Source organism: Pseudomonas sp. P4_B4 (assembly GCF_056402255.1).
In genome coordinates, this window is the sequence record NZ_JBFUHS010000014.1 from 49921 (window position 1) to 71150 (window position 21230).

The 21230-nt window shown below is 59.9% G+C and carries 19 protein-coding genes; 6 read left to right on the top strand and 13 right to left on the bottom strand.

Annotation, left to right across the window (positions count from 1 at the left end; genetic code table 11):
• Positions 1-66 precede the first annotated feature (66 nt).
• Positions 67-1776 (bottom strand): single-stranded-DNA-specific exonuclease RecJ, encoded by a 1710-nt coding sequence (gene recJ / locus AC1DVE_RS16270; RefSeq protein ID WP_223459694.1) that lies wholly within the window; start codon positions 1774-1776, stop codon positions 67-69.
• Positions 1777-1842: 66 nt separating this feature from the next.
• Positions 1843-2385 (bottom strand): YaeQ family protein, encoded by a 543-nt coding sequence (locus AC1DVE_RS16275; RefSeq protein WP_007971297.1) that lies wholly within the window; start codon positions 2383-2385, stop codon positions 1843-1845.
• Between the two features lie 147 nt (positions 2386-2532).
• On the opposite strand from AC1DVE_RS16275, the gene AC1DVE_RS16280 reads away from it, so the two are divergent.
• Entirely contained in the window at positions 2533-3732 is a 1200-nt protein-coding gene (locus AC1DVE_RS16280) for a CaiB/BaiF CoA transferase family protein (protein ID WP_150759557.1), read from the top strand.
• A complete protein-coding gene (locus AC1DVE_RS16285) occupies positions 3686-4654 on the top strand; it encodes a TIGR02285 family protein (protein ID WP_223459696.1) in 969 nt (322 codons plus the stop codon). The genes AC1DVE_RS16280 and AC1DVE_RS16285 overlap by 47 nt, the downstream gene beginning before the upstream one ends.
• A 169-nt stretch (positions 4655-4823) precedes the next feature.
• On the opposite strand, the gene AC1DVE_RS16290 is transcribed toward AC1DVE_RS16285, so the two are convergent.
• The 6 genes from AC1DVE_RS16290 to xerD all read right to left on the bottom strand — a co-directional run bounded on the left by AC1DVE_RS16290 (position 4824) and on the right by xerD (position 11630).
• Positions 4824-5111, bottom strand: a complete 288-nt coding sequence (locus tag AC1DVE_RS16290; RefSeq protein WP_223459698.1) for a DUF3509 domain-containing protein — start codon at positions 5109-5111, stop codon at positions 4824-4826.
• A 161-nt stretch (positions 5112-5272) separates the two neighbouring features.
• Positions 5273-6628, bottom strand: a complete 1356-nt coding sequence (locus AC1DVE_RS16295; RefSeq protein WP_223459700.1) for a transporter substrate-binding domain-containing protein — start codon at positions 6626-6628, stop codon at positions 5273-5275.
• Between the two features lie 119 nt (positions 6629-6747).
• Positions 6748-8157 (bottom strand): threonine synthase, encoded by a 1410-nt coding sequence (gene thrC, locus AC1DVE_RS16300; protein WP_075945553.1) that lies wholly within the window; start codon positions 8155-8157, stop codon positions 6748-6750.
• 150 nt (positions 8158-8307) lie between these two features.
• Positions 8308-9612 (bottom strand): homoserine dehydrogenase, encoded by a 1305-nt coding sequence (locus tag AC1DVE_RS16305; protein ID WP_223459704.1) that lies wholly within the window; start codon positions 9610-9612, stop codon positions 8308-8310.
• A gap of 134 nt (positions 9613-9746) precedes the next feature.
• A complete protein-coding gene (dsbC, locus tag AC1DVE_RS16310; protein WP_007990033.1) occupies positions 9747-10478 on the bottom strand; it encodes a bifunctional protein-disulfide isomerase/oxidoreductase DsbC in 732 nt (243 codons plus the stop codon).
• 255 nt (positions 10479-10733) lie between these two features.
• Complete coding sequence (gene xerD / locus AC1DVE_RS16315; RefSeq protein ID WP_223459705.1) at positions 10734-11630, bottom strand: site-specific tyrosine recombinase XerD; 897 nt, start codon at positions 11628-11630, stop codon at positions 10734-10736.
• 107 nt (positions 11631-11737) lie between these two features.
• Between xerD and AC1DVE_RS16320 the strand changes: the two genes are divergently transcribed.
• A complete protein-coding gene (locus AC1DVE_RS16320; RefSeq protein WP_223459707.1) occupies positions 11738-13540 on the top strand; it encodes a cation:proton antiporter in 1803 nt (600 codons plus the stop codon).
• A gap of 74 nt (positions 13541-13614) precedes the next feature.
• Here AC1DVE_RS16320 and rplS read toward each other — a convergent pair whose 3' ends face one another.
• The 5 genes from rplS to ffh form a co-directional block, all read right to left on the bottom strand.
• Positions 13615-13965, bottom strand: a complete 351-nt coding sequence (gene rplS, locus AC1DVE_RS16325) for a 50S ribosomal protein L19 (protein WP_003175895.1) — start codon at positions 13963-13965, stop codon at positions 13615-13617.
• A gap of 45 nt (positions 13966-14010) precedes the next feature.
• Entirely contained in the window at positions 14011-14763 is a 753-nt protein-coding gene (trmD, locus tag AC1DVE_RS16330) for a tRNA (guanosine(37)-N1)-methyltransferase TrmD (protein WP_007897583.1), read from the bottom strand.
• Between the two features lie 2 nt (positions 14764-14765).
• Complete coding sequence (rimM, locus tag AC1DVE_RS16335) at positions 14766-15302, bottom strand: ribosome maturation factor RimM (RefSeq protein ID WP_223459710.1); 537 nt, start codon at positions 15300-15302, stop codon at positions 14766-14768.
• A gap of 5 nt (positions 15303-15307) precedes the next feature.
• Positions 15308-15559 (bottom strand): 30S ribosomal protein S16, encoded by a 252-nt coding sequence (gene rpsP / locus AC1DVE_RS16340; protein ID WP_007972721.1) that lies wholly within the window; start codon positions 15557-15559, stop codon positions 15308-15310.
• 250 nt (positions 15560-15809) lie between these two features.
• Entirely contained in the window at positions 15810-17186 is a 1377-nt protein-coding gene (gene ffh / locus AC1DVE_RS16345; protein WP_056726162.1) for a signal recognition particle protein, read from the bottom strand.
• 210 nt (positions 17187-17396) lie between these two features.
• Between ffh and AC1DVE_RS16350 the strand changes: the two genes are divergently transcribed.
• From AC1DVE_RS16350 to AC1DVE_RS16360, 3 genes are all read left to right on the top strand, one after another.
• Positions 17397-18209 carry a cytochrome C assembly family protein gene (locus AC1DVE_RS16350; RefSeq protein ID WP_223459712.1) on the top strand — a complete coding sequence of 271 codons (813 nt, stop codon included), beginning with the start codon at positions 17397-17399 and terminating at the stop codon, positions 18207-18209.
• A gap of 12 nt (positions 18210-18221) precedes the next feature.
• Complete coding sequence (locus AC1DVE_RS16355; RefSeq protein ID WP_223459714.1) at positions 18222-19454, top strand: transporter associated domain-containing protein; 1233 nt, start codon at positions 18222-18224, stop codon at positions 19452-19454.
• 389 nt (positions 19455-19843) lie between these two features.
• A complete protein-coding gene (locus tag AC1DVE_RS16360) occupies positions 19844-21160 on the top strand; it encodes an MFS transporter (RefSeq protein ID WP_223532206.1) in 1317 nt (438 codons plus the stop codon).
• The last annotated feature ends 70 nt before the right edge of the window (positions 21161-21230 follow it).

Below are 21230 nucleotides of genomic sequence, written 5' to 3' on the forward strand. Positions count from 1 at the left end.
CGCTGGCAAGCCAGCTCCTACAGGGTTCATGCAAAACCTGTGGGAGCGAGCCTGCTCGCGAAGGGGTCAACGCGGTTCGATGTGGGCAATCATCAGTTGAACCGTCTCGTTGCCACGAAACTCGTTGAGGTCGAGCTTGTAGGCCAGTTCCACCCATTTGATGGTCGGATTCGGCCAGATGTCGCGGTCGATCCCGAAGGCAATGCCGTCGAGCTTCACCGAACCACACTCGCTTTTCAGCACGACTTTAAGGTGGCGCTCGCCAACGACGCGCTGCTCGACCAACTGGAACACCCCATGAAACAAGGGTTCCGGGAAGTGTTGCCCCCAAGGACCGGCATGCCGCAGGGCACGGGCCAGCTCCAGGTGGAACTCCTCCACCGCCAGGGTGCCGTCCGACAACAGGCGGCCAGTCAGGTCCTCTTCGCGCAGTTGCCGGCGCACTTCAGCGTCGAAGGCTTCGGCGAACAAGGGGAAATTCGCTTCCGGCAGCGTCAGGCCGGCCGCCATCGCGTGGCCACCGTATTTGGTGATCAGATTCGGATGCTGCGCCGCCACCACACTCAAGGCGTCGCGGATGTGAAAGCCCTGGACCGAACGCCCCGAGCCCTTGAGCAGGCCATCTCCGGCATCGGCAAAGGCGATGGTCGGGCGGAAATAGCGCTCTTTCATCCGTGACGCGAGGATACCGATGACGCCTTGATGCCACTCGGGATCGAACAGGCACAAGCCGAACGGCATCGACTCCACCGGCAGATCCTTGAGTTGCGCCAGCGCTTCGCGCTGCATGCCCTGCTCGATGGATTTGCGATCCTGGTTCATGCCGTCCAATTGAGCAGCCATTTCACGGGCCAGACCTGCGTCTTCGGTCAGCAGGCATTCGATGCCCAGGCTCATGTCGTCCAGGCGCCCTGCAGCGTTCAGGCGCGGGCCGACGATGAAGCCAAGATCGGTAGAGGTGATGCGCGCATGATCGCGCTTGGCCACTTCGAGGATCGCCTTGATCCCCGGCCGGGCACGTCCGGCGCGAATCCGTTCCAGGCCCTGGTGCACCAGAATCCGGTTGTTGGCATCCAGCGGCACCACGTCGGCCACGCTGCCCAGAGCCACCAGATCGAGCAGTTCGCCGATATTCGGCTGCGGCTTGCTTGAGTACCAGCCCAGCTCGCGCAACCGCGCACGCAGGGCCATCAGCACATAGAAAATCACCCCGACACCGGCCAGCGCCTTGCTCGGAAACTCGCAACCGGGCTGGTTCGGATTGACGATGGCATCGGCCAGCGGCAGCTCGTCACCGGGCAAGTGGTGGTCGGTGACGAGCACCTTGAGCCCGGCCTTTTTCGCCGCTGCCACGCCTTCGACGCTGGAGATGCCGTTGTCGACGGTGATCAGCAAATGCGGTTGACGCTCGAGCGCCACCGCGACGATTTCCGGAGTCAGGCCGTAGCCATAGTCGAATCGGTTGGGCACCAGGTAATCGACATGTGCCGCCCCCAACAGACGCAGACCCAGCGTGCCCACGGTGCTGGCCGTCGCGCCGTCGGCATCGAAGTCGCCGACGATCAGAATGCGCTGGCGCTGTTCGAGCGCAGTCACCAGCAGATCCACGGCGGCATCGATGCCCTTGAGTTGCTGGAACGGAATCAACCGCGCCAGGCTCTTGTCCAGTTCCGCCTCGGACTGCACGCCCCGCGCCGCGTACAGGCGGGTCAACAGCGGCGGAATATCACCGAGGAATGGCAGGGTGTCGGGCAGCAGGCGAGGTTCGATGCGCATGGGGTGAAAGATGCTTCTCTTCAATACATAGGATAAAACCGGGTGACGCGGTGCAGCAGCGAAAAATCAGCCGCGCTCACCGGCCAGCCACTGCAACTGGACTTCGTGCTGACCACGGTCGTCGGTGACGAAGATCGTGCCTTCGCTGATCATCACGTCCCACTTGATAACGCGGGGCATGTCCTTGGCCAGGGTTTCCAGGACTTCCTGAGGCACGGCAGCAATGTTGACGTTTTTCAGGTTTTTCACCGCCGGCACCACTTTGCCTTCCCACACGCGCAGGCTGCCATAGGCCAGCAGGCTGGTGCGTTCAGTGCGACGCGAGCACCAGGTCAGGCGCTCGGCATCCGGCTGGCCGACTTCGATCCAGTGCAGGACGCGGTCATCCAGGCTTTTTTCCCACAAGGCCGGCTCATCCACTTCTGACAGACCACGGCCAAAAGACAGCTGCTCGTTGTACCAGAGGGCGTAGGCCAGCAGGCGCACGGTCATACGCTCTTCGGTTTCCGAAGGGTGACGGGCGATGGTCTGCTTCACGCTCTCATAGACGCTGCGGTCGAGGTCGGTGAGGTTCAGTTCAAACTTGTAGGTCGTGGACGGCTGGGCCATGAACGGGCTTCTTGATACGAGGAAAGGCGGCAAGTCTAACCGATGCGACGGGCAATCCACGAATTGAACACAATCAAGCTGGAGCGTCGGACAGTCGGCTATGCTAAAACGCTCTATTCGCCCAACCTTTGCCCCACAGGATCCAGCATGCCGTTCACCGCCAAACCGCTTTCCGGTCTGAAAGTCATCGAATTGGGTACCTTGATTGCCGGCCCGTTTGCCTCGCGCATTTGCGCTGAATTCGGTGCCGACGTGATCAAGATCGAATCCCCGGACGGCGGTGATCCATTACGCAAATGGCGCAAGTTGTATGAAGGCACTTCGTTGTGGTGGTTCGTCCAGGCCCGCAACAAAAAGTCCCTGACTCTCAATCTCAAGCACCCCGACGGTCAGGCGATCCTGAAACAGCTGCTGGGTGAAGCCGACATTCTGATCGAAAACTTTCGTCCCGGTGTCCTGGAAAAACTCGGCCTGGGCTGGGACGTCTTGCACGCCTTGAACCCGAAACTGGTGATGGTGCGGCTGTCGGGTTTCGGCCAGACCGGCCCGATGAAAGATCAGCCCGGCTTTGGCGCGGTCGGTGAATCCATGGGCGGCCTGCGCTACATCACCGGCTTCGAAGACCGGCCACCGGTGCGCACCGGCATTTCCATCGGCGACTCGATTGCCGCGCTCTGGGGCGTGATCGGCGCGTTGATGGCCCTGCGTCATCGTGAAGTCAACGGCGGCCAGGGGCAAGTGGTGGACGTAGCGCTGTACGAAGCCATCTTCGCGATGATGGAAAGCATGGTCCCGGAGTTCGACGTGTTCGGCTTCATCCGCGAACGCACGGGCAACATCATGCCGGGCATCACCCCGTCCTCGATCCACACCAGTGCCGATGGCAAGCACGTGCAGATCGGCGCCAATGGCGACGCGATTTTCAAACGCTTCATGCTGATCATTGGCCGGGAAGACCTGGCCAACGACCCTCTGCTTGCCAGCAACGATGGCCGCGATGCCCGACGCGACGAGATTTATGGCGTCATCGATCGCTGGGTCAACTCGTTGCCACTGGACACGGTGCTGGCACAGCTCAATCAGGCCGAGGTGCCGGCCAGCCGGATCTTCAGCGCCGAAGACATGTTCAATGACCCTCAGTACCTGGCGCGGGAAATGTTCCTGCAAGCCAAGCTGCCGGACGGCAAAGACTTCAAGATGCCGGGCATTGTGCCGAAACTCTCAGAGACACCCGGGGAATGTGAATGGGTCGGGCCACAACTGGGTGAGCACAACGCACAGGTACTCCAGGAACTTGGCTATGACGCGACACAGATCGCACAATTGCGCAAAGACGGAGCCATCTGAACGGAGGCGCCGGCCTGCATGGGCCATTAGTCACTGCCCGTCGCGCGGCGGGTGGCTACTGTGCGTGTTGGCGACCTTGTTCCTGCTCCTTGAACCGGTCCCGTCAGCCCTGGCGCAAACCAAGGAAACCCTGATCTGGCTCAAGCGCGACCTGCCGCCGCTGACGATCTTCGACGGGCCGAAAAAGGGCCAGGGCGTTATCGATCAACTGCTTCTGTTGTTGATTGCCGGCATGCCGCAATACCAGCACAGCGTGATGAGGGTCAATCGTGCCCGTGGATTGCAAATGCTCCACGAACCGTCCCTCGTCTGCGACGCGGCGCTGAACTGGAGCAAGGAACGGGAACAGTGGATTGCCTTTTCCATCCCGGTCTTCCGCGCCATGAGCAATGGCTTGGCCGTGCGGCGCGTTGACCAGAAAGTGCTGGCACCCTTTATCAAGGACGGCGAAGTGGACCTGGCAGAGCTGCTCGCCAGCGGCAGCGAAAAGCTGGGGATCATTGCCGAGCGCAATTACGGCGAATACCTCGACGGGCTGCTCAAGCAAGCGCCAGCCGACGCGCTGACCGCTCATTACGGCAACGACGCCTTGGGCAGCCTGCTGCAGATGCAGCGCTTGGGGCGCTTGCGCCTGCTGTTGGGCTATCGCCCGGAAATTCGCTACCAGGCCTCACTGCAAGGCATCGCCGAGGATGAATTGCAGTTCTATCCGATCCGTGGCACGGGCAAGTACCTGTCCGGTTACATCGGTTGCACCGACACGCCAAAGGGCCGGCAGGCCATTGTCGAGATCAACCAGGTGCTGCGCACCCTTCCCCGCGAACGCCTTGACGAGGCCTACGCTGCCTGGCTGGATCCGGAGAGTCGAAGCGATTACCTGAAAGACACCAAGGCGTTTTTCGACAACCTGGCGCAGCCCTGACAAATCCCGGGCAAAAGAAACCCCGAGAAGTGGGGAGACGACTCGGGGTAAAACGTGGCCTGCTTGGAGACCAGTAGCAGCAAGCTACAAGCACCGGAGCACAATGCTCGATCCTGCTGTTACAAGGTCTGACTGACCTGGGCGCGGGAAGGTTCCCACAAACATCCGTTCAATTGCGGCTGGCCAGAAGCTTGTCCTGCGCCGCATTACGCAATGCCGCGATGACACAAGGCTCAAGGCGTCCTTCAGCGATCAGCACGTCGCGATGCAAACCGTCGACCACATCCGTCAGCAAGCGTTTGTCTTTCAACTGGACCTGATTGAACTCGCGCTCGACCACCGTCGCACCGATAGCATTCTTCAGGGTCACCCGGCATTCGCCACGAATGCCTGACGGGGTCAGTGTGACCTGATACGGGCTCAGCGCCTCACCGAGCAACAAACTGATACTTTCCATCCCGATCACCACTCAATAGTCCGAAAACAACGTACCTGGGGCATGCCTACAACAGATGACCGCTGGCCCGAGAAGAAAGTTCTGGATACTGACAGCAGGCGAACCTGCAACCCAGTCAAGAGAGCATGCACGGCGAACATGACAGAGAAAAAACCCAACCATCACGTCTGTCGGGTACGCCGGGCGATGTCGGCCCAGCCCCCCAACAATCCTCGTAGCTGGCCATCGGCCGTATAAAACGGCACTGTCCACTGGTAGATATCCCTGACACCGTCCTTAAACATCAATTGACGCTCGAAGAAGCGCGTCCTGCGCGTACTCAATTGCGCCAGGAACTCGGCATGCAGCAGTTCCGCGGTTTGTCTGGGCATGACATCGACCTCGATCAACTGCCGCCCCTGCATCCTGTCAAAGCGCGTCGACAAGGCGTCCTCATAACTTTTGTTGCACATGATCAAGCGCCCCTGCAGATCACGGACAAACATCGGGTCAGGCATGGCATCCATCAGGGCATGCTGGAATGCGAGCTGATCGCGCAGACTGCTTTGGGCCTCGACCCGTTGCCTGACCACCACCGCCAACCGCCGATTCCAGAGCAGGGACAACAGACCGAACAGGCTGAGCACCAACACCCCCCAGCAAACCCACTGGTCAATCCGCTGCCAGAGGCCAGTCGGCTGTGGCACGGTAGCGCCACCGAACCATTTCAGACGAAGGTCGCGCAACTCCTGCGCAGGAAACGCCTCAAGCGCCTTGTTGAGGATACTCAGCAACTGCGGCTGACCTTTGCGCAATGTCAGATAATCCGCATCCCATTTGCCCGGCACCACAGCCCCGATCTGCAGCCGACCCGACGGAAAATGCTGGGCGCCGATTTCGTTTTCGATGGTGACGTAGGCTTCGTCACTTTCAACCCAGGCACGGGCTTCGGCGTAGGTTTTAACCGAACGCAATTCGATGGATGGATAATCTCGACGGATCACTGCTTCCAGTGCATGCCGGGTCGGCAGCACCAGTACCCGCTTCGCCAGATCCTCCAGCGACTGCACCGGCGGCGCCCCAGCCTGCCCGACAAAGACCCATCCGGCACCGCCGAACGCATGGCTGAAGTCGAGAAATACCTTTCGTTCGTCATTCATCGACAGGGTCGTACTCAAATCCGCCGCGCCGCTTTCCAGATGGGCCAGCATCTGATCGGTGGAAAAAGACTGTTCGTAAACGAACTGCAACCCTGTCATGTCGCTGATGCGCTTGAGCAGGTCACTGTTCAAGCCCGTCCATTGGCCATGTTCATCCTTGAACAGGTACAACGGGTATTCCAGTGCCGTGACCACGACCCGTGGATGGCCGGCCATCCATTGCAACTCCTGGTCATCCAGCACGACCATTGAACGTGCGACAGACTTCCCACGCTCCTGAGTCGATGCAGGGCTCGCCCCTCCCCATTGGGCAACACCCAGGATGCCGAGCAAAAACAGCCAGCGCACAACTGACTTGAACACACTTGTAAACAGCATTCCCACGTCCTTGGTGATTCACTCGCCTGTCCTTTCGCGGCGATAACACGACAAGTGTGCATGCAGAAATGAAAAAGCCCGTCAGGAGACGGGCTTCAAAATGTAACAGCGCTGACCGGTTACAGCGGCTTGCCGCGGTTACCATGCTGACTGACAAAGGCCTGCACGGCCTTCAGGTCATTTGGCAAAACGGTGCAACGTTCGTCTCGTTCAAACAAATCAGAAAGATGCACAGGCAGTTCGAGAGCTTTTCCTACACCGGCTTTTTCCACGGCGTCCGGGAATTTTACCGGGTGGGCGGTGCCCAGGATCACCATTGGAATGTCCAGGCTACGGCGGCATTCCCGCGCGGCTTTGACACCGATAGCGGTGTGCGGATCCAGCACTTCACCGGTCTGCTCGTAGACTTCGGCGATGGTTTCGCAGGTTTGCGCGTCATCCACGGCCAGCGAGTCGAACAACTTGCGGGCTTCGGTCCAGCGCTCCTGCTCGACGCTGAAACCGCCGCCCTGCTTGAACGAATCCATCAGCCCGGCGATTGCCGCGCCGTTGCGACCATGCAGGTCGAACAGCAGGCGTTCGAAGTTCGACGACACCATGATGTCCATGGACGGCGACAGCGTGGCGTGCAGGGTTTCCTTAACGTATTGGTTGCCGCTCATGAAGCGATGCAGGATGTCGTTGCGGTTGGTGGCGACGATCAACTGGTTGATCGGCAGGCCCATGTTGCGCGCCAGGTAACCGGCGAAGATGTCGCCGAAGTTGCCGGTCGGTACCGAGAACGACACCGAACGCGCCGGGCCACCCAACTGCAGGGCCGCGTGGAAGTAGTAGACGATCTGAGCCATGATCCGCGCCCAGTTGATCGAGTTCACCGCCACCAGGCGAGTGCCCTTGAGGAAACCCTGGTCGGCGAAGCTTGCCTTGACCATTTCCTGGCAGTCATCGAAGTTGCCTTCGATGGCGATGTTGTGGATGTTCTCACCGAAAATGGTGGTCATCTGCCGACGCTGCACTTCGGACACACGGTTGTGCGGATGCAGAATGAAGATGTCGACGTTTTCGCAGTGTTTGCAGCCTTCGATGGCGGCCGAGCCGGTGTCACCGGAGGTGGCACCGACGATCACCACGCGCTCGCCGCGCTTTTCCAGCACGTAGTCGAGCAAACGACCCAGCAATTGCAGGGCGAAGTCCTTGAACGCCAGGGTCGGCCCGTGGAACAACTCCAGCACCCATTCGTTGCCGTTCAGCTGACGCAGCGGCGCAACGGCGCTGTGGGCGAACACGCCGTAGGTTTCTTCAAGAATCTTTTTGAAATCGGCGTCCGGGATGCTGCCGGTAACGAACGGGCGCATAACGCGAAAAGCCAGCTCGTGATACGGCAGGCCGGCCCAGGAAGCGATTTCTTCCTGGGTGAAACGTGGCAGGTTTTCCGGGACGTACAGACCGCCGTCGGTGGCAAGGCCTGCCAGCAAGACGTCTTCGAAATTCAGGGCCGGTGCCTGGCCGCGGGTACTGATGTAGCGCATAGGGGCAAACCTTTGGTTTGGAGCTGCAAGCTTCAAGCTACAAGCTGCAAGTAAAAGCCGAATCGCTTTCGTCCTGCCACTGGCGTCATGAAGCCTGCCGCTGTGTTAATGCTTTTTCTTGCAGCTTGCAGCTAAAAGCTTGCCGCTGCTTCAGTTAAGGTGCTCGACACGGATCCGTACAACCGGACCGACCACACCCGCCAAGGCTTCCAAAGCAGCGATGGCATCGTTGATGTGCTGTTCCAGCACGCGGTGGGTCAGCAGGATCATCGGCACCAGGCCGTCGTGCTCCTCGGCTTCCTTCTGCATGATCGACTCGATGTTGATGCCGCGCTCCGAGAGGATGCTCGCGACCTGAGCCAATACGCCCGGATGGTCCTTGGCCTGAATACGCAGGTAGTAGGCGCTTTCACAGGCTTCGATCGGCAGGATCGGGTGAGCCGACAGCGAGTCCGGCTGGAACGCCAGGTGCGGCACGCGGTTTTCCGGGTCGGAAGTCATGGCGCGAACCACGTCCACCAAGTCGGCGATCACCGACGAAGCGGTCGGCTCCATGCCTGCGCCAGCGCCGTAGAACAGGGTCGAACCGGCAGCATCGCCGTTGACCATCACCGCGTTCATCACGCCGTTGACGTTGGCGATCAGGCGATCGGCCGGGATCAGCGTCGGGTGCACGCGCAGTTCGATACCGGCCGCGGTGCTGCGCGCCACGCCCAGGTGTTTGATGCGGTAACCCAGCGCTTCGGCGTAGTTCACGTCGGCGGTGGTCAACTTGGTGATGCCTTCGGTGTAAGCCTTGTCGAACTGCAACGGAATACCGAACGCGATGGACGCCAGGATCGTCAGCTTGTGAGCGGCGTCGATACCCTCAACGTCGAAGGTCGGATCGGCTTCGGCGTAACCCAGGGCCTGGGCTTCGGCCAATACGTCTTCGAAGGTGCGACCCTTCTCGCGCATTTCCGTCAGGATGAAGTTGCCGGTGCCATTGATGATGCCGGCTACCCAGTTGATGCGGTTGGCGGACAGGCCTTCGCGGATCGCCTTGATCACCGGGATGCCACCGGCCACCGCCGCTTCGAACGCAACGATCACGCCCTTCTCGCGGGCCTTGGCGAAAATTTCATTACCGTGAACGGCGATTAGCGCCTTGTTCGCGGTGACCACATGCTTGCCATTCTCGATGGCCTTGAGTACCAGCTCGAGGGCAACGGTGTAGCCGCCCATCAGCTCTATAACGATGTCGATCTCAGGGTTCGTGGCCACTTCGAAGACATCGTTGGTAATCGCAATACCGGTCGTTTGGAACTGAGGCTTTGGCGTGCGCATGGCAATTTGTGCCACTTCGATCCCACGCCCGGCACGACGAGCAATTTCCTCGGCGTTGCGCTGAAGTACGTTGAAGGTACCGCCACCGACGGTTCCTAACCCACAGATGCCTACTTTGACCGGTTTCACTGTGAACTCCCCATAAAACGGCCGACTCGAGGCCGGCCGTGAAAACAACCGCATACTCGCGGTTCTCTATTGATGACCCGGCGAATGTCGCTACCGGACCATGATCGTCAATGGCTGACCGTGACGATGCGAATTTACTTCGCGCCCAGCGCCAGTTTGGCGACTTGTGGCGCAGGCTGGTAGCCCGGAATGACCTGACCGTCGGCCAAAACGATGGCCGGTGTGCCGTTCACGCCGATCGACTGACCGAGTGCGAACTGTTTGGAAACCGGGTTATCGCACTTGGCGGCCTTGATTTCCTTGCCGTCGACCATTTTGTCCATGGCCGCTTTCTTGTCTTTCGAGCACCACACCGCTTGCAGCTGTTCGTCACCCGGCGAACCCAGGCCCTGGCGCGGGAACGCGACGTAACGCACTTCGATGCCGCGCTTGTTCAGCTCAGGCACTTCGGCGTGGAGTTTGTGGCAGTACGGGCAAGTGGTGTCGGTGAATACGGTGATGTGCGACTTGGTTTCGCCAATGGCCGGGTAGACAACGGTTTCGGCAACCGGGATGTCGTTGATCAGCTTGGAGATGCCCAGGCGCTCGGTCTTCTCGGTCAGGTTGACCGGCTTGCCGTCCTTGAGATCGAACAGGTAGCCCTGAACCACGTACTGGCCGTCGGCACTGGCGTACAGCACACGGCTGCCTTTGAGTTTGACTTCGTACAGGCCTGGCAACGGGCTGGCGGTGATGCTTTCCACCGGGACTTCGAGCTGGAGGTTTTCCAGGCTTTTACGAATGGCTTTGTCGGCCGCATCATCGGCGACGGCAAAAGTGCTGACCAACGCAATGGCTGCGGCGGCGAAAATCTGGGTCAGACGCATGAGAACTCCTGAAGGCGAACATATGGGACGATCAGAACGCCCGTGCCGAAACACCGGGTCATAACCGCCCATCGTGCAAACCGGCCCAGCCTATCACATAAGGTCCGCATGGCCGAATGCACCTGACACAAGACATTTGTGGCGACACAACCCCCCTGTGGGAGCGAGCCTGCTCGCGAATGCGGTGTATCAGGCGCCATTAATATTGGATATGCCGGCCTCTTCGCGAGCAGGCTCGCTCCCACAGGTTTTGCGTTAGCCTCTGGGATGGTGTTTGGCATGCAGATCCTGCAAGCGCGCCCGGGCAACATGGGTGTAGATCTGTGTCGTCGACAAATCGCTGTGCCCCAGCAGCATCTGCACCACCCGCAGGTCTGCGCCGTGGTTGAGCAGGTGCGTGGCGAAGGCATGGCGCAGCGTGTGTGGCGACAGCGACTTGCCGATGCCGGCCACCTTGGCCTGATGCTTGATCCGGTGCCAAAAGGTCTGGCGGGTCATCTGCTCGCCACGCTGACTGGGGAACAACACGTCGCTGGGACGTCCGCCAAGCAGTTCGCTGCGGGCATCACGCATGTAGCGCTCGACCCAGACAATCGCCTCCTCGCCCATCGGCACCAACCGCTCCTTGCTGCCCTTGCCCATCACTCGCAACACGCCTTGACGCAAATTGACTTGTTCCAGGGTGAGGCTGATCAGCTCGGTCACCCGCAAGCCACAGGCATACAGCACTTCAAGCATGGCCCGGTCGCGCTGACCGATGGCCTCGCTCAAGTCCGGCGCCTTCAGCAAGGCTTCCACATCCGCCTCAGACAAGGACTTTGGCAGCGGCCTGCCGAGTTGCGGCATATCAACCCGTAACGTTGGATCGACCGAGATCATCTTTTCCCGCAACAGATACCGATAGAAGCCACGCACACCCGAAAGAAATCGCGCAGTGGAACGAGGCTTGTAGTTTTGCTCCAGGCGCCAGGCCAGGTGGTCGAGTATCAACTCGCGCCCGGTATTGACCAGCTCTAGTCCTTTGTCCTGTAACCAGCCGTTGAACAGCGCCAGGTCACTGCGATAGGCACCGCGAGTGTTATCGGAAAGGCCTTTCTCCAGCCACAAGGCATCGAGGAATTGATCTATCAGCGGGTGATCGATGGCAGGCATGGGCACTCGAATCACGCAGCCTTGAGGCTGCGCGCAAAATTAAAATTGGACATGGAAACGGCCGCTAGTCTTTCATAGGCCGCCATTTCAAGGAACAGGGAGCCGCAATGAGCGAACAGCAGATCTTATTGGCATTTGGCGGAATCGGTGCGGCGGCACTGCTCTGTCAATGGCTGGCCTGGCGCTTGAAACTGCCGGCAATCCTTTTCCTGCTGTTGACCGGCATCCTGGCCGGCCCCGTGCTGCACTTGCTCAACCCGCAAGAGATGTTCGGGCCACTGCTGATGCCGCTGGTGTCCCTGGCGGTGGCGCTGATCCTGTTCGAAGGCAGCCTGACCCTGCATTTGTCCGAGTGGCGAGAGATCGGCAGCGTCGTCCACCGCCTGGTCACGATTGGCGCCCTCTCCACTTGGGTGGTCATTGCTGTCGCCACTCACTGGCTACTGGATTTCGACTGGATGCTGGCCATCCTGTTCGGCAGTCTGACCCTGGTGACCGGGCCGACCGTGATCGTACCGATGCTGCGCGTCGTGCGCCCGAAAGCGTCGATTGCCAATATCCTGCGCTGGGAAGGCATTGCCATCGATCCCATCGGTGCCCTGCTGGCGGTGGTCGTCTATAGCTTTATCATCGCCAACGCTGAAGGTAACGGCCTCAAGGAAAGCCTGCTGACCTTCGGTGGCGTGATTTTGTGCGGCAGCCTGTTCGGTGTTTTTGGTGGTTGGTTGCTCGGCACCCTGATTCGTCGCCAGTGGCTGCCGGAATACCTGCACAACCTGGCAGCGCTCGCGGCAGTCCTGGGTATTTTCATTGCCTCCAACGAAGTCACCAACGAATCCGGGTTGCTGGCCGTGACCTTGATGGGCATGTGGCTGGCCAACATGAAAGGCGTGGACGTGCGGCATATCCTGCACTTCAAGGAGAACCTCAGCGTGCTGCTGATCTCCGGCCTGTTCATTCTTTTGGCGGCACGGCTGGACCTGAACGCCATGATCGGCCTCGGGCCTCTGGTGCTGATTTTGCTGCTGGTCATTCAATTCATCGCCCGCCCTTTGAATGTGCTGCTGTGCACGGCGGGCTCCAGCCTGAATTGGCGCGAACGGGCGCTGCTGGCATGGATTGCCCCAAGGGGCATCGTGGCAGCGGCGGTGTCGGCAATCTTCGCCATTCGCCTGCACGCGGCCGGCCATCAGGGCGCGTTGCTGCTCGTGCCGCTCACCTTTGCTGTGATCATCGGCACGGTGGTGCTGCAAAGCGCGACGGCACGACCGTTGGCACGCCTGCTGAAGGTGGCGGAACCGGCACCGAGCGGTTTCCTGATCATCGGCGCCAACGGGCCTGCGCGCACGCTGGGCAAGGCACTGCAACAACTGGGCAGTCGCGTACTGCTGACGGATTCGAGCTGGGAAAACATTAGTGCAGCGCGGATGGAAGGCTTGTCGACCTATTTTGGCAACCCGGCGTCGCAACATGCCGATGCGCATCTGGACCTGGTCGGCCTCGGGCATTTGCTGGCGCTGTCACCCTCCGGCGAGATGAACACCCTGGCGCTGATGCGCTTTCGTCATGAACTGGGCCATCAACGCATGTTTGGTCTGGCCAGCGGCCAGGAAAGCCGCCGCACCGACAAGCATCGCACCAGTCTGGAACATCGCGGCAATCAACTGGGCAGCGAAGCGCTGACCTACGCCAAGCTCGCCAGCCAGCTGAGTCAGGGCTCAGAGCTGTACAGCACGACATTGACAGACGGTTTCAGCTGGGACGACTACCGCGCGCTGCATGGCGAGCGTGCGACCCTGCTGTTCGTGCGCGACAACAGCGGTTGGGTACACGTGGTGACACCGGAAAACACGTTAAAGCCTTCGGCGGGATGGACGTTGTTAGCGTTGATCCAGCCCGAGACAGTGTAAATCCAAGCGAGCACTAAATCGCAGGCAACAAAAAAGCAGCCCGCAGGCTGCTTTTTTTGCATCGGAAGCTGGACTTAAGCCAGTTTTTCCTTGATGCGAGCTGCTTTACCCGACAGGTCACGCAGGTAGTACAGCTTGGCTTTACGTACGTCACCGCGACGCTTGACAGCCATGCTGTCGATTTGCGGGGAGTAGGTCTGGAAAGTACGCTCTACGCCAACACCGTTGGAGATTTTACGAACGGTGAATGCACTGTTTACGCCGCGGTTACGCTTGGCGATAACAACACCTTCGAACGCTTGCAGACGCGAACGGTCGCCTTCCTTCACTTTCACCTGAACGACAATGGTGTCGCCCGGGGCAAAGGTAGGGATCTCTTTGGTCATCTGCTCTGCTTCGAGTGCAAGGATGATTTTGTTAGTCATGCTGTGCTCCTAAGGTAAATCGTCGGATCTACCATCGATACGTTGTTAACTATCGTCCCGCTCGCGGATGTATTCCTCGAGCAGCTTCTTCTCTTCTCCAGAAAGCGAGCGGCTTTCCAGAAGATCAGCGCGTCGTTCAAAGGTCCGACCAAGGGACTGCTGTAAACGCCAACGCCGGATGTGCGCGTGATTGCCACTTAGCAATACGTCGGGAACACGCTGATCCGCATACACCTCCGGTCGGGTGTAGTGCGGGCAATCCAGCAAACCATCCGTAAAGGAATCTTCCTCGGCGGAGTCCGCATGCCCTAAAGCTCCAGGCAGCAGTCGTGTAACCGCATCGATCAGGACCATCGCCGGCAGCTCGCCGCCAGACAGTACATAGTCGCCAATCGACCACTCTTCATCGACATGAGCATCAATAAAACGCTCGTCAATGCCTTCATAGCGGCCGGCAATCAGGATCAATGCATCCAGATTCGCCAACTCGCGTACCGCCGACTGAGTCAGTTGACGGCCTTGGGGGGACAGGTAAATTACCTTCGCCGCCTCCCCGGCTGCTGCCTTGGCCTGAACCAGAGCATCTTCCAGGGGCTTGATCTTCATCACCATGCCCGGACCACCGCCAAACGGGCGATCGTCCACAGTGTGATGTCGATCCGTCGTGTAGTCTCGCGGATTCCAACAGGTGAGCTGCAAGAGCCCCTGTTTCACCGCCCGACTGGTGATGCCGTACTCGCTGATGGCGGAAAACATCTCGGGAAACAGACTGATCACTTCTACGCGCAAGTTAGCCACGCTTAGAAATCCGCGTCCCAATCCACCTTCATCTCGCCCGCTGCCAGGTCGACGGCCAACACGCATTGCTCCGTATAGGGCAACAGGCGTTCGCGATCATCCAGGCTGCCAGCGCAAGGCTTGACCACCATGACATCGTTCGAGCCGGTCTCCAGCAGGTGATCGATTTTCCCGAACAGTTGTCCGAGGGTGTCGATGACCTTGAGACCTTCCAGCTGGTACCAGTAGTACTCGCCGTCGGTGAGTTCAGGGAACAGGTTGCGCGGCACGCAGATCTCATAACCGGCCAGAAGACGAGCTTCTTCGCGATCATCGAGATCCTTGAGCTTTGCGACCAGGAACTTGTCGTTCCCGCGTCCGCTGACCAGCTCTACCTGCTTTACATTACCGTCACGCTTGAGCGTCCAGGTTTTGTAGTCCAGCAGGTTTTTAATCGGATCAGTAAAGGAGTACACCTTCACTTCGCCGCGAACGCCGTGAACAGAATAAATCTTGCCGATAACGATCAAATCATCAGCAATGGCAGGCGTCGCGTTCATATTGCTCAGGCCGCAGCCTTAGCAGATTCCTTCAACAACTGAGCAACGCGCTCAGAAGGTTGTGCACCAACGCTCAGCCAGTAGGCTACGCGCTCTTGGTTCACGGACAGACGAACTTCCTGACCACGGGCAACAGGGTTGAAGTAGCCAACCTGTTCCTTGTGCGAACCGTCGCGCGGGTTGCGGCTGTCGGTTACGGTCAAGTGGTAAAACGGGCGCTTTTTGGAGCCGCCAAGGGCAAGACGGATTGTTAGCATGTGAACATCGTTCCTGTAGTCGGTGCTGCAAATCTAAAGGCACAGCGGGCATGGGTGCCCGAAAGGCCGCATATTCTAAGGAATATCCGGACTTTTGCAAATGACTTTTTCCGGCGGTCTATCGGCCGCCATGCAGATTTGCTATAGAGCCGTCGTTGAAAACGGCCGGTCAGCTCCCGCCAAGTGCGGGTTTGCTGTATATCCCACTTCCGTGTGGGGCTGCGCCGACCTGATGGCCGGCGCGGATTCTTTACATCTTTGGCATGCCGCCGCCGGGCAACATACCGCCCATGCCGCGCATCATCTTGGCCATTCCGCCTTTCGCGGAGAATTTCTTCATCATCTTCTGCATCTGCTTGTGCTGCTTGATCAAGCGGCCGATGTCCTGCACCTGGGTGCCGGAACCCATGGCGATCCGGCGTTTGCGCGAACCGCTGATCATCTCAGGGTCGCGGCGCTCGGCCGGGGTCATGGAGTTGATGATGGCTTCCATCTGCTTGAATTGCTTTTCTGCCGCGCCCTGGGCGTTGCCCATTTGCGCCAGGTTCACGCCACCCATGTTCGGCAGCTTGTCCATGAGCCCGCCGAGGCCGCCCATGTTCTTCATCTGTTGCAGCTGATCGCGGAAGTCTTCGAGGTCGAAGCCCTTGCCCTTCTTCAGCTTCTTGGCCAGTTTGTCGGCCTTGTCCTTGTCGAGGGTCGCTTCCGCCTGCTCGATCAGGCTGAGCACGTCGCCCATGCCGAGGATGCGCGAGGCGATACGCTCAGGGTGGAACGGATCGAGCGCTTCGCTCTTCTCGCCCATGCCGATGAACTTGATCGGTTTGCCGGTGATGGCGCGCACCGACAGCGCAGCACCGCCACGGGCATCGCCGTCGACCTTGGTCAGGATCACACCGGTCAGCGGCAATGCATCACCGAAGGCCTTGGCCGTGTTGGCGGCGTCCTGACCGGTCATGGCGTCGACCACGAACAGGGTTTCGACCGGATTGATCGCGGCGTGCAGCGCCTTGATCTCGCCCATCATCTCTTCATCGATGTGCAGGCGACCGGCGGTATCGACGATGACCACGTCGATAAATTTGAGTTTCGCTTCCTTAATAGCCGCTTGCGCGATCTCGACCGGCTTCTGACTCAGGTCGGACGGGAAGAAGGTAACGCCGACTTCACCGGCGAGCATTTCCAGCTGCTTGATCGCCGCAGGACGATAAACGTCGGCGGATACGACCATGACCGACTTCTTCTTGCGCTCTTTAAGGAAGCGCGCGAGCTTGCCGGCGGTGGTGGTTTTACCAGCGCCCTGCAAACCGGCCATCAGGATGACCGCTGGCGGCACGGCGCTCAGGTTCAAATCTTCGTTGGCCGCGCCCATCAGGCTTTCGAGTTCGGCCTGGACGATCTTCACGAAGGCCTGGCCCGGCGTCAGGCTGCGCGACACCTCGGTGCCTACGGCGCGTTCCTTGACCGAATTGACGAAGTCCTTGACCACCGGCAGGGCGACGTCGGCTTCGAGCAACGCCATGCGCACTTCACGCAGGGTGTCTTTGATGTTGTCTTCAGTCAGCTTGGCCTTGCCGGTGACATGGCGCAGCGTCTGCGAGAGACGGTCGGTTAAGTTTTCAAACATTGCGCGATCCTTTCAGGCCCTGTGTAGACCGGGATAATGGCGGCCCGGACCGGACTAAACGTGTGCTCGGCGAGCCTGCGGCGTGGGCAGGTCGCGGATTATAGCGAAGACTGTGGCCGGCGGACACCTCGCTGTCGGGTTGCGCGGTCTTTCGTGTGGCAGGGGTTCTATGCCAAACTCAGCGACTTTCGGGCTTGCCTAACAGGATTTATGCTCCCCTTGTCACCCAGCTTGCTTACTACCCTCGCCGCCGCCTGCTTGTATGCCGCTGCGACCATTTATCAGGGCACTCGCCTGGCGTCCGGCGCCAAGGCCAACAAACGCCTGCTGGTCATGCTCGGCGTGCTCGCCGTATTGGCCCACAGCGCCAGCCTGCTCACCCACCTGCTGACCCCGGGCGGCTTGGCCCTGGACTTCTTCAGCGCCGCCAGCCTGATTGCCGTGGCGGTCATCGCACTGACCCTGCTGGCCTGCTCGCGGATTCCGGTAGAGAACCTGCTGGTCCTGCTGCTCCCGCTTGGGGCCTTGACCGTGTTGCTGGCGCATTTTGCCCCCGCCGGCACGGTACAGGTCATCGATGAGGAGCCGGGCATCCTCGCCCACATCCTGCTTTCGATTCTGGCCTACGGCATGTTCACCATCGCGGTGTTCCAGTCCTTGCTGCTGCTGGTTCAAGACCACCAGCTCAAGCACAAGCACCCCTCCGGGCTGATCAAGAATTTCCCGCCGCTGCAAACCATGGAAAGCCTGCTGTTCGGTTTCCTCTGGGCCGGCTGGACGCTGCTGTCGCTGTCGCTGATTTCCGGCTGGCTGTTCGTCGAGAACCTGTTCGCCCAGCACCTGGTGCACAAAACCCTGCTGGCCTGCCTGGCCTGGATCGTTTTCAGCGTGCTGCTGTGGGGACGCAATCGCCTCGGCTGGCGCGGGCACAAAGCCATTCGCTGGACCCTGGCCGGTTTTTGCCTGCTGATGCTGGCGTATTTCGGCAGCAAACTGGTTCGTGAATACATCCTGCATATCTGACGGGCGGCATTAATGGACGACTTGCCCATAGGGCCGATGCTCGCGGTAGTGACCCTGCTGGTTTTATGGTCGGGGCTGTTTACCGCCATCGAAGCGGCGCATCAGCATTTGCTGGCCCAGCGCACCGCAACGCGTTCCAGCGACAAACCGGTGGCGAAACTCAGTTTCCCCCTGGCCAGCCTGATTTTTTGCAATACCCTCTGCCGTGCACTCGTGGTGGTCATCAGCACCTTGCTGGCCATATTCACCTGGGCCGAGAACGGCCCGTGGGTCGCCTGCCTCGGGGCGGGCGCCATTTTGCTGGTGTTTTCCGACTACTTGCCACGCGCCCTCGCCGCACGCTATCCGGATGCGATCCTGGCCCAGGGCAACAATCTGCTGCGGGTGCCGCTGAAAATCATCTACCCCGCGGCATGGTTGCTCAATAGCATCAGTCAGTTGCTGACGCGACCATTCGCCCGTAAAACCAAAGTGGTGCAACAAAGTGAGGACGAAATGCTGACGGAGCGGCATGCGCCCTCCGAAACCGTAAGCCGCCCTCACCCGCTGCCAGGCATCCACGCGCTGGACAACATTACCGTCAATGACATCCTGGTACCGCGCAGCGACGTGGACGGCATCAATCTCGATGACTCCATCGAAGAAATCATCGAACAATTGCGCCACAACAAGCGCACGCGCCTGCCGGTGTTCCACAGTGATATCAACCAGGTCGAAGCCGTCCTCAACACCCGACACATCCTTCACTTGCTGCCCGATGCGAGCCTGACCAGGGAAGCGTTGCTGGCGGCCAGTCACGAGCCGTACTTCGTGCCGGAAAGTACCCCGTTGCAGCTGCAACTGCTCAACTTCCACAAGCAGCAGCGGCGCCTGGGCATGGTGGTCGACGAATACGGCGAAGTGCTGGGCATCGTCACCCTGGAAGACATTCTCGAAGAAATCGTCGGCGAGTTCGAAAGCCAGCACAGCCTGGACAATCCGCACATTCATCCACAAGCCGACGGACGCCTGGTGATCGACGGTGCCGCGTCCATTCGTGAGCTGAACAAGAGCCTCGGCTGGCACCTGCCCAGCGATGGCCCGAAAACCCTGAACGGTCTGGTCACCGAGGCACTGGAAACCATTCCCGAAAGCGCGGTGTGCCTGAAGATCGGTCGGTATCGCCTGGAGATTCTCGAGACCGAGGACAACCGTGTCACGCGGGTGCTGATCTGGCAGACCAGCTCGATGCCTGTTGTTATCTAAAGGTCAGCGCAGTTTTCTGTGGCGAGGGAGCTTGCTCCCGCTCGGGCGCGCAGCGGCCGCCATCAAGCCGGACCAGAATAATAGAGGTGTCTGTCCATTAGGCCTGCTTCGCAGCCCAGCGGGAGCAAGCTCCCTCGCCACAATAATCCAGTGCTCCCCCCTCTTGTTCGATCGTTAGCCACCTTCCTATAATCGAAGCGCTTACCCAAGCCTCGCCGGCCCCGTGCTTACCCCGCACTTCGCAGCTTCCGGCCCGACCATCAGCAATGCCCGCAGCAAACCGACGACTGTTCCTACCTTGAACAGCGACCGTGCCTCCACCCACATCCCTGGGTTCTCGACCATAATAATTAGCTCCACTGGAGCACATGACTGTCAGGGATAACCGCATGACGACCAGCACGACTTACAGCGACTCCACACCCGCGCAACCGACGAACTCCGCCACCCGCGTGGCCACCGCAAGCTTCATCGGTACCGCCATCGAGTTCTACGACTTCTACGTCTATGCCACCGCCGCCGCACTGGTAATCGGCCCGGTGTTCTTTCCGCAGACATCCGGCACCGCCCAGATGCTATCGGCGTTTCTCACGTTCGGCATCGCCTTCCTTGCACGCCCCTTGGGCTCGGCCCTTTTCGGTCACTTCGGCGACCGTATCGGCCGCAAGTCGACCCTGGTCGCCTCGCTGCTGCTGATGGGCGTGTGCACTACGCTGATCGGCGTGCTGCCGGGATACGACAGCATTGGCGCCTGGGCACCGATCCTGCTTTGCGTCCTGCGCTTCGGCCAAGGCCTTGGGTTGGGCGGTGAATGGGGTGGCGCGGCATTGCTGGCCACGGAGAATGCGCCGAAAGGCAAGCGCGCGTGGTTCGGCATGTTCCCGCAATTGGGTCCATCCATTGGCTTTCTGGCGGCCAACGGCCTGTTCCTGACCCTGGCCGTGGTGCTGGATGATGAACAGTTCCGTTCATGGGGCTGGCGTATTCCGTTCCTGCTCAGCGCCGCACTGGTGATGGTCGGCCTGTACGTGCGCCTCAAGCTGCATGAGACCCCGGTGTTCGCCAACGCCATAGCGCGTCAGGAACGAGTGAAGATCCCGCTGTTCGAGCTGTTCGGCCAATACTGGGCGCCCGTATTGCTGGGAGCTGGCGCAATGGTCGTGTGCTACGCGCTGTTTTACATCTCCACCGTGTTCTCCCTGAGTTACGGCGTGGCAACGCTCGGCTACAGCCGCGAAACCTTCCTCGGCCTGCTGTGCTTCGCGGTGCTGTTCATGGCTGCCGCCACCCCGCTGTCGGCTTGGGCCAGCGACCGTTACGGGCGCAAACCGGTGCTGATCATCGGCGGTGTGCTGGCGATCCTGTCCGGCTTCCTCATGGAGCCCCTGCTGACCCAAGGCTCGACCTGGGGTGTGGCGCTGTTCCTGTGCATCGAACTGTTTCTGATGGGCGTGACATTTGCGCCGATGGGTGCGCTGCTGCCGGAGCTGTTCCCCACCCACGTGCGCTACACCGGCGCCTCGGCTGCCTACAACCTGGGCGGTATCGTCGGCGCTTCCGCGGCGCCGTTCTTCGCCCAGAAACTGGTGGCGATGGGCGGGTTGAGTTACGTCGGCGGTTATGTGTCCGGGGCGGCGGTGCTGAGTTTGATTGCGGTGCTGTGCCTGAAGGAAACGCGGCATAACGACCTGAATCAGGTTGTCTGACAGATTGTCATCGCGAGCAGGCTCGCTCCCACAGGTTGAGTGTCGTTCACAAAATGCTGGTACGACACAT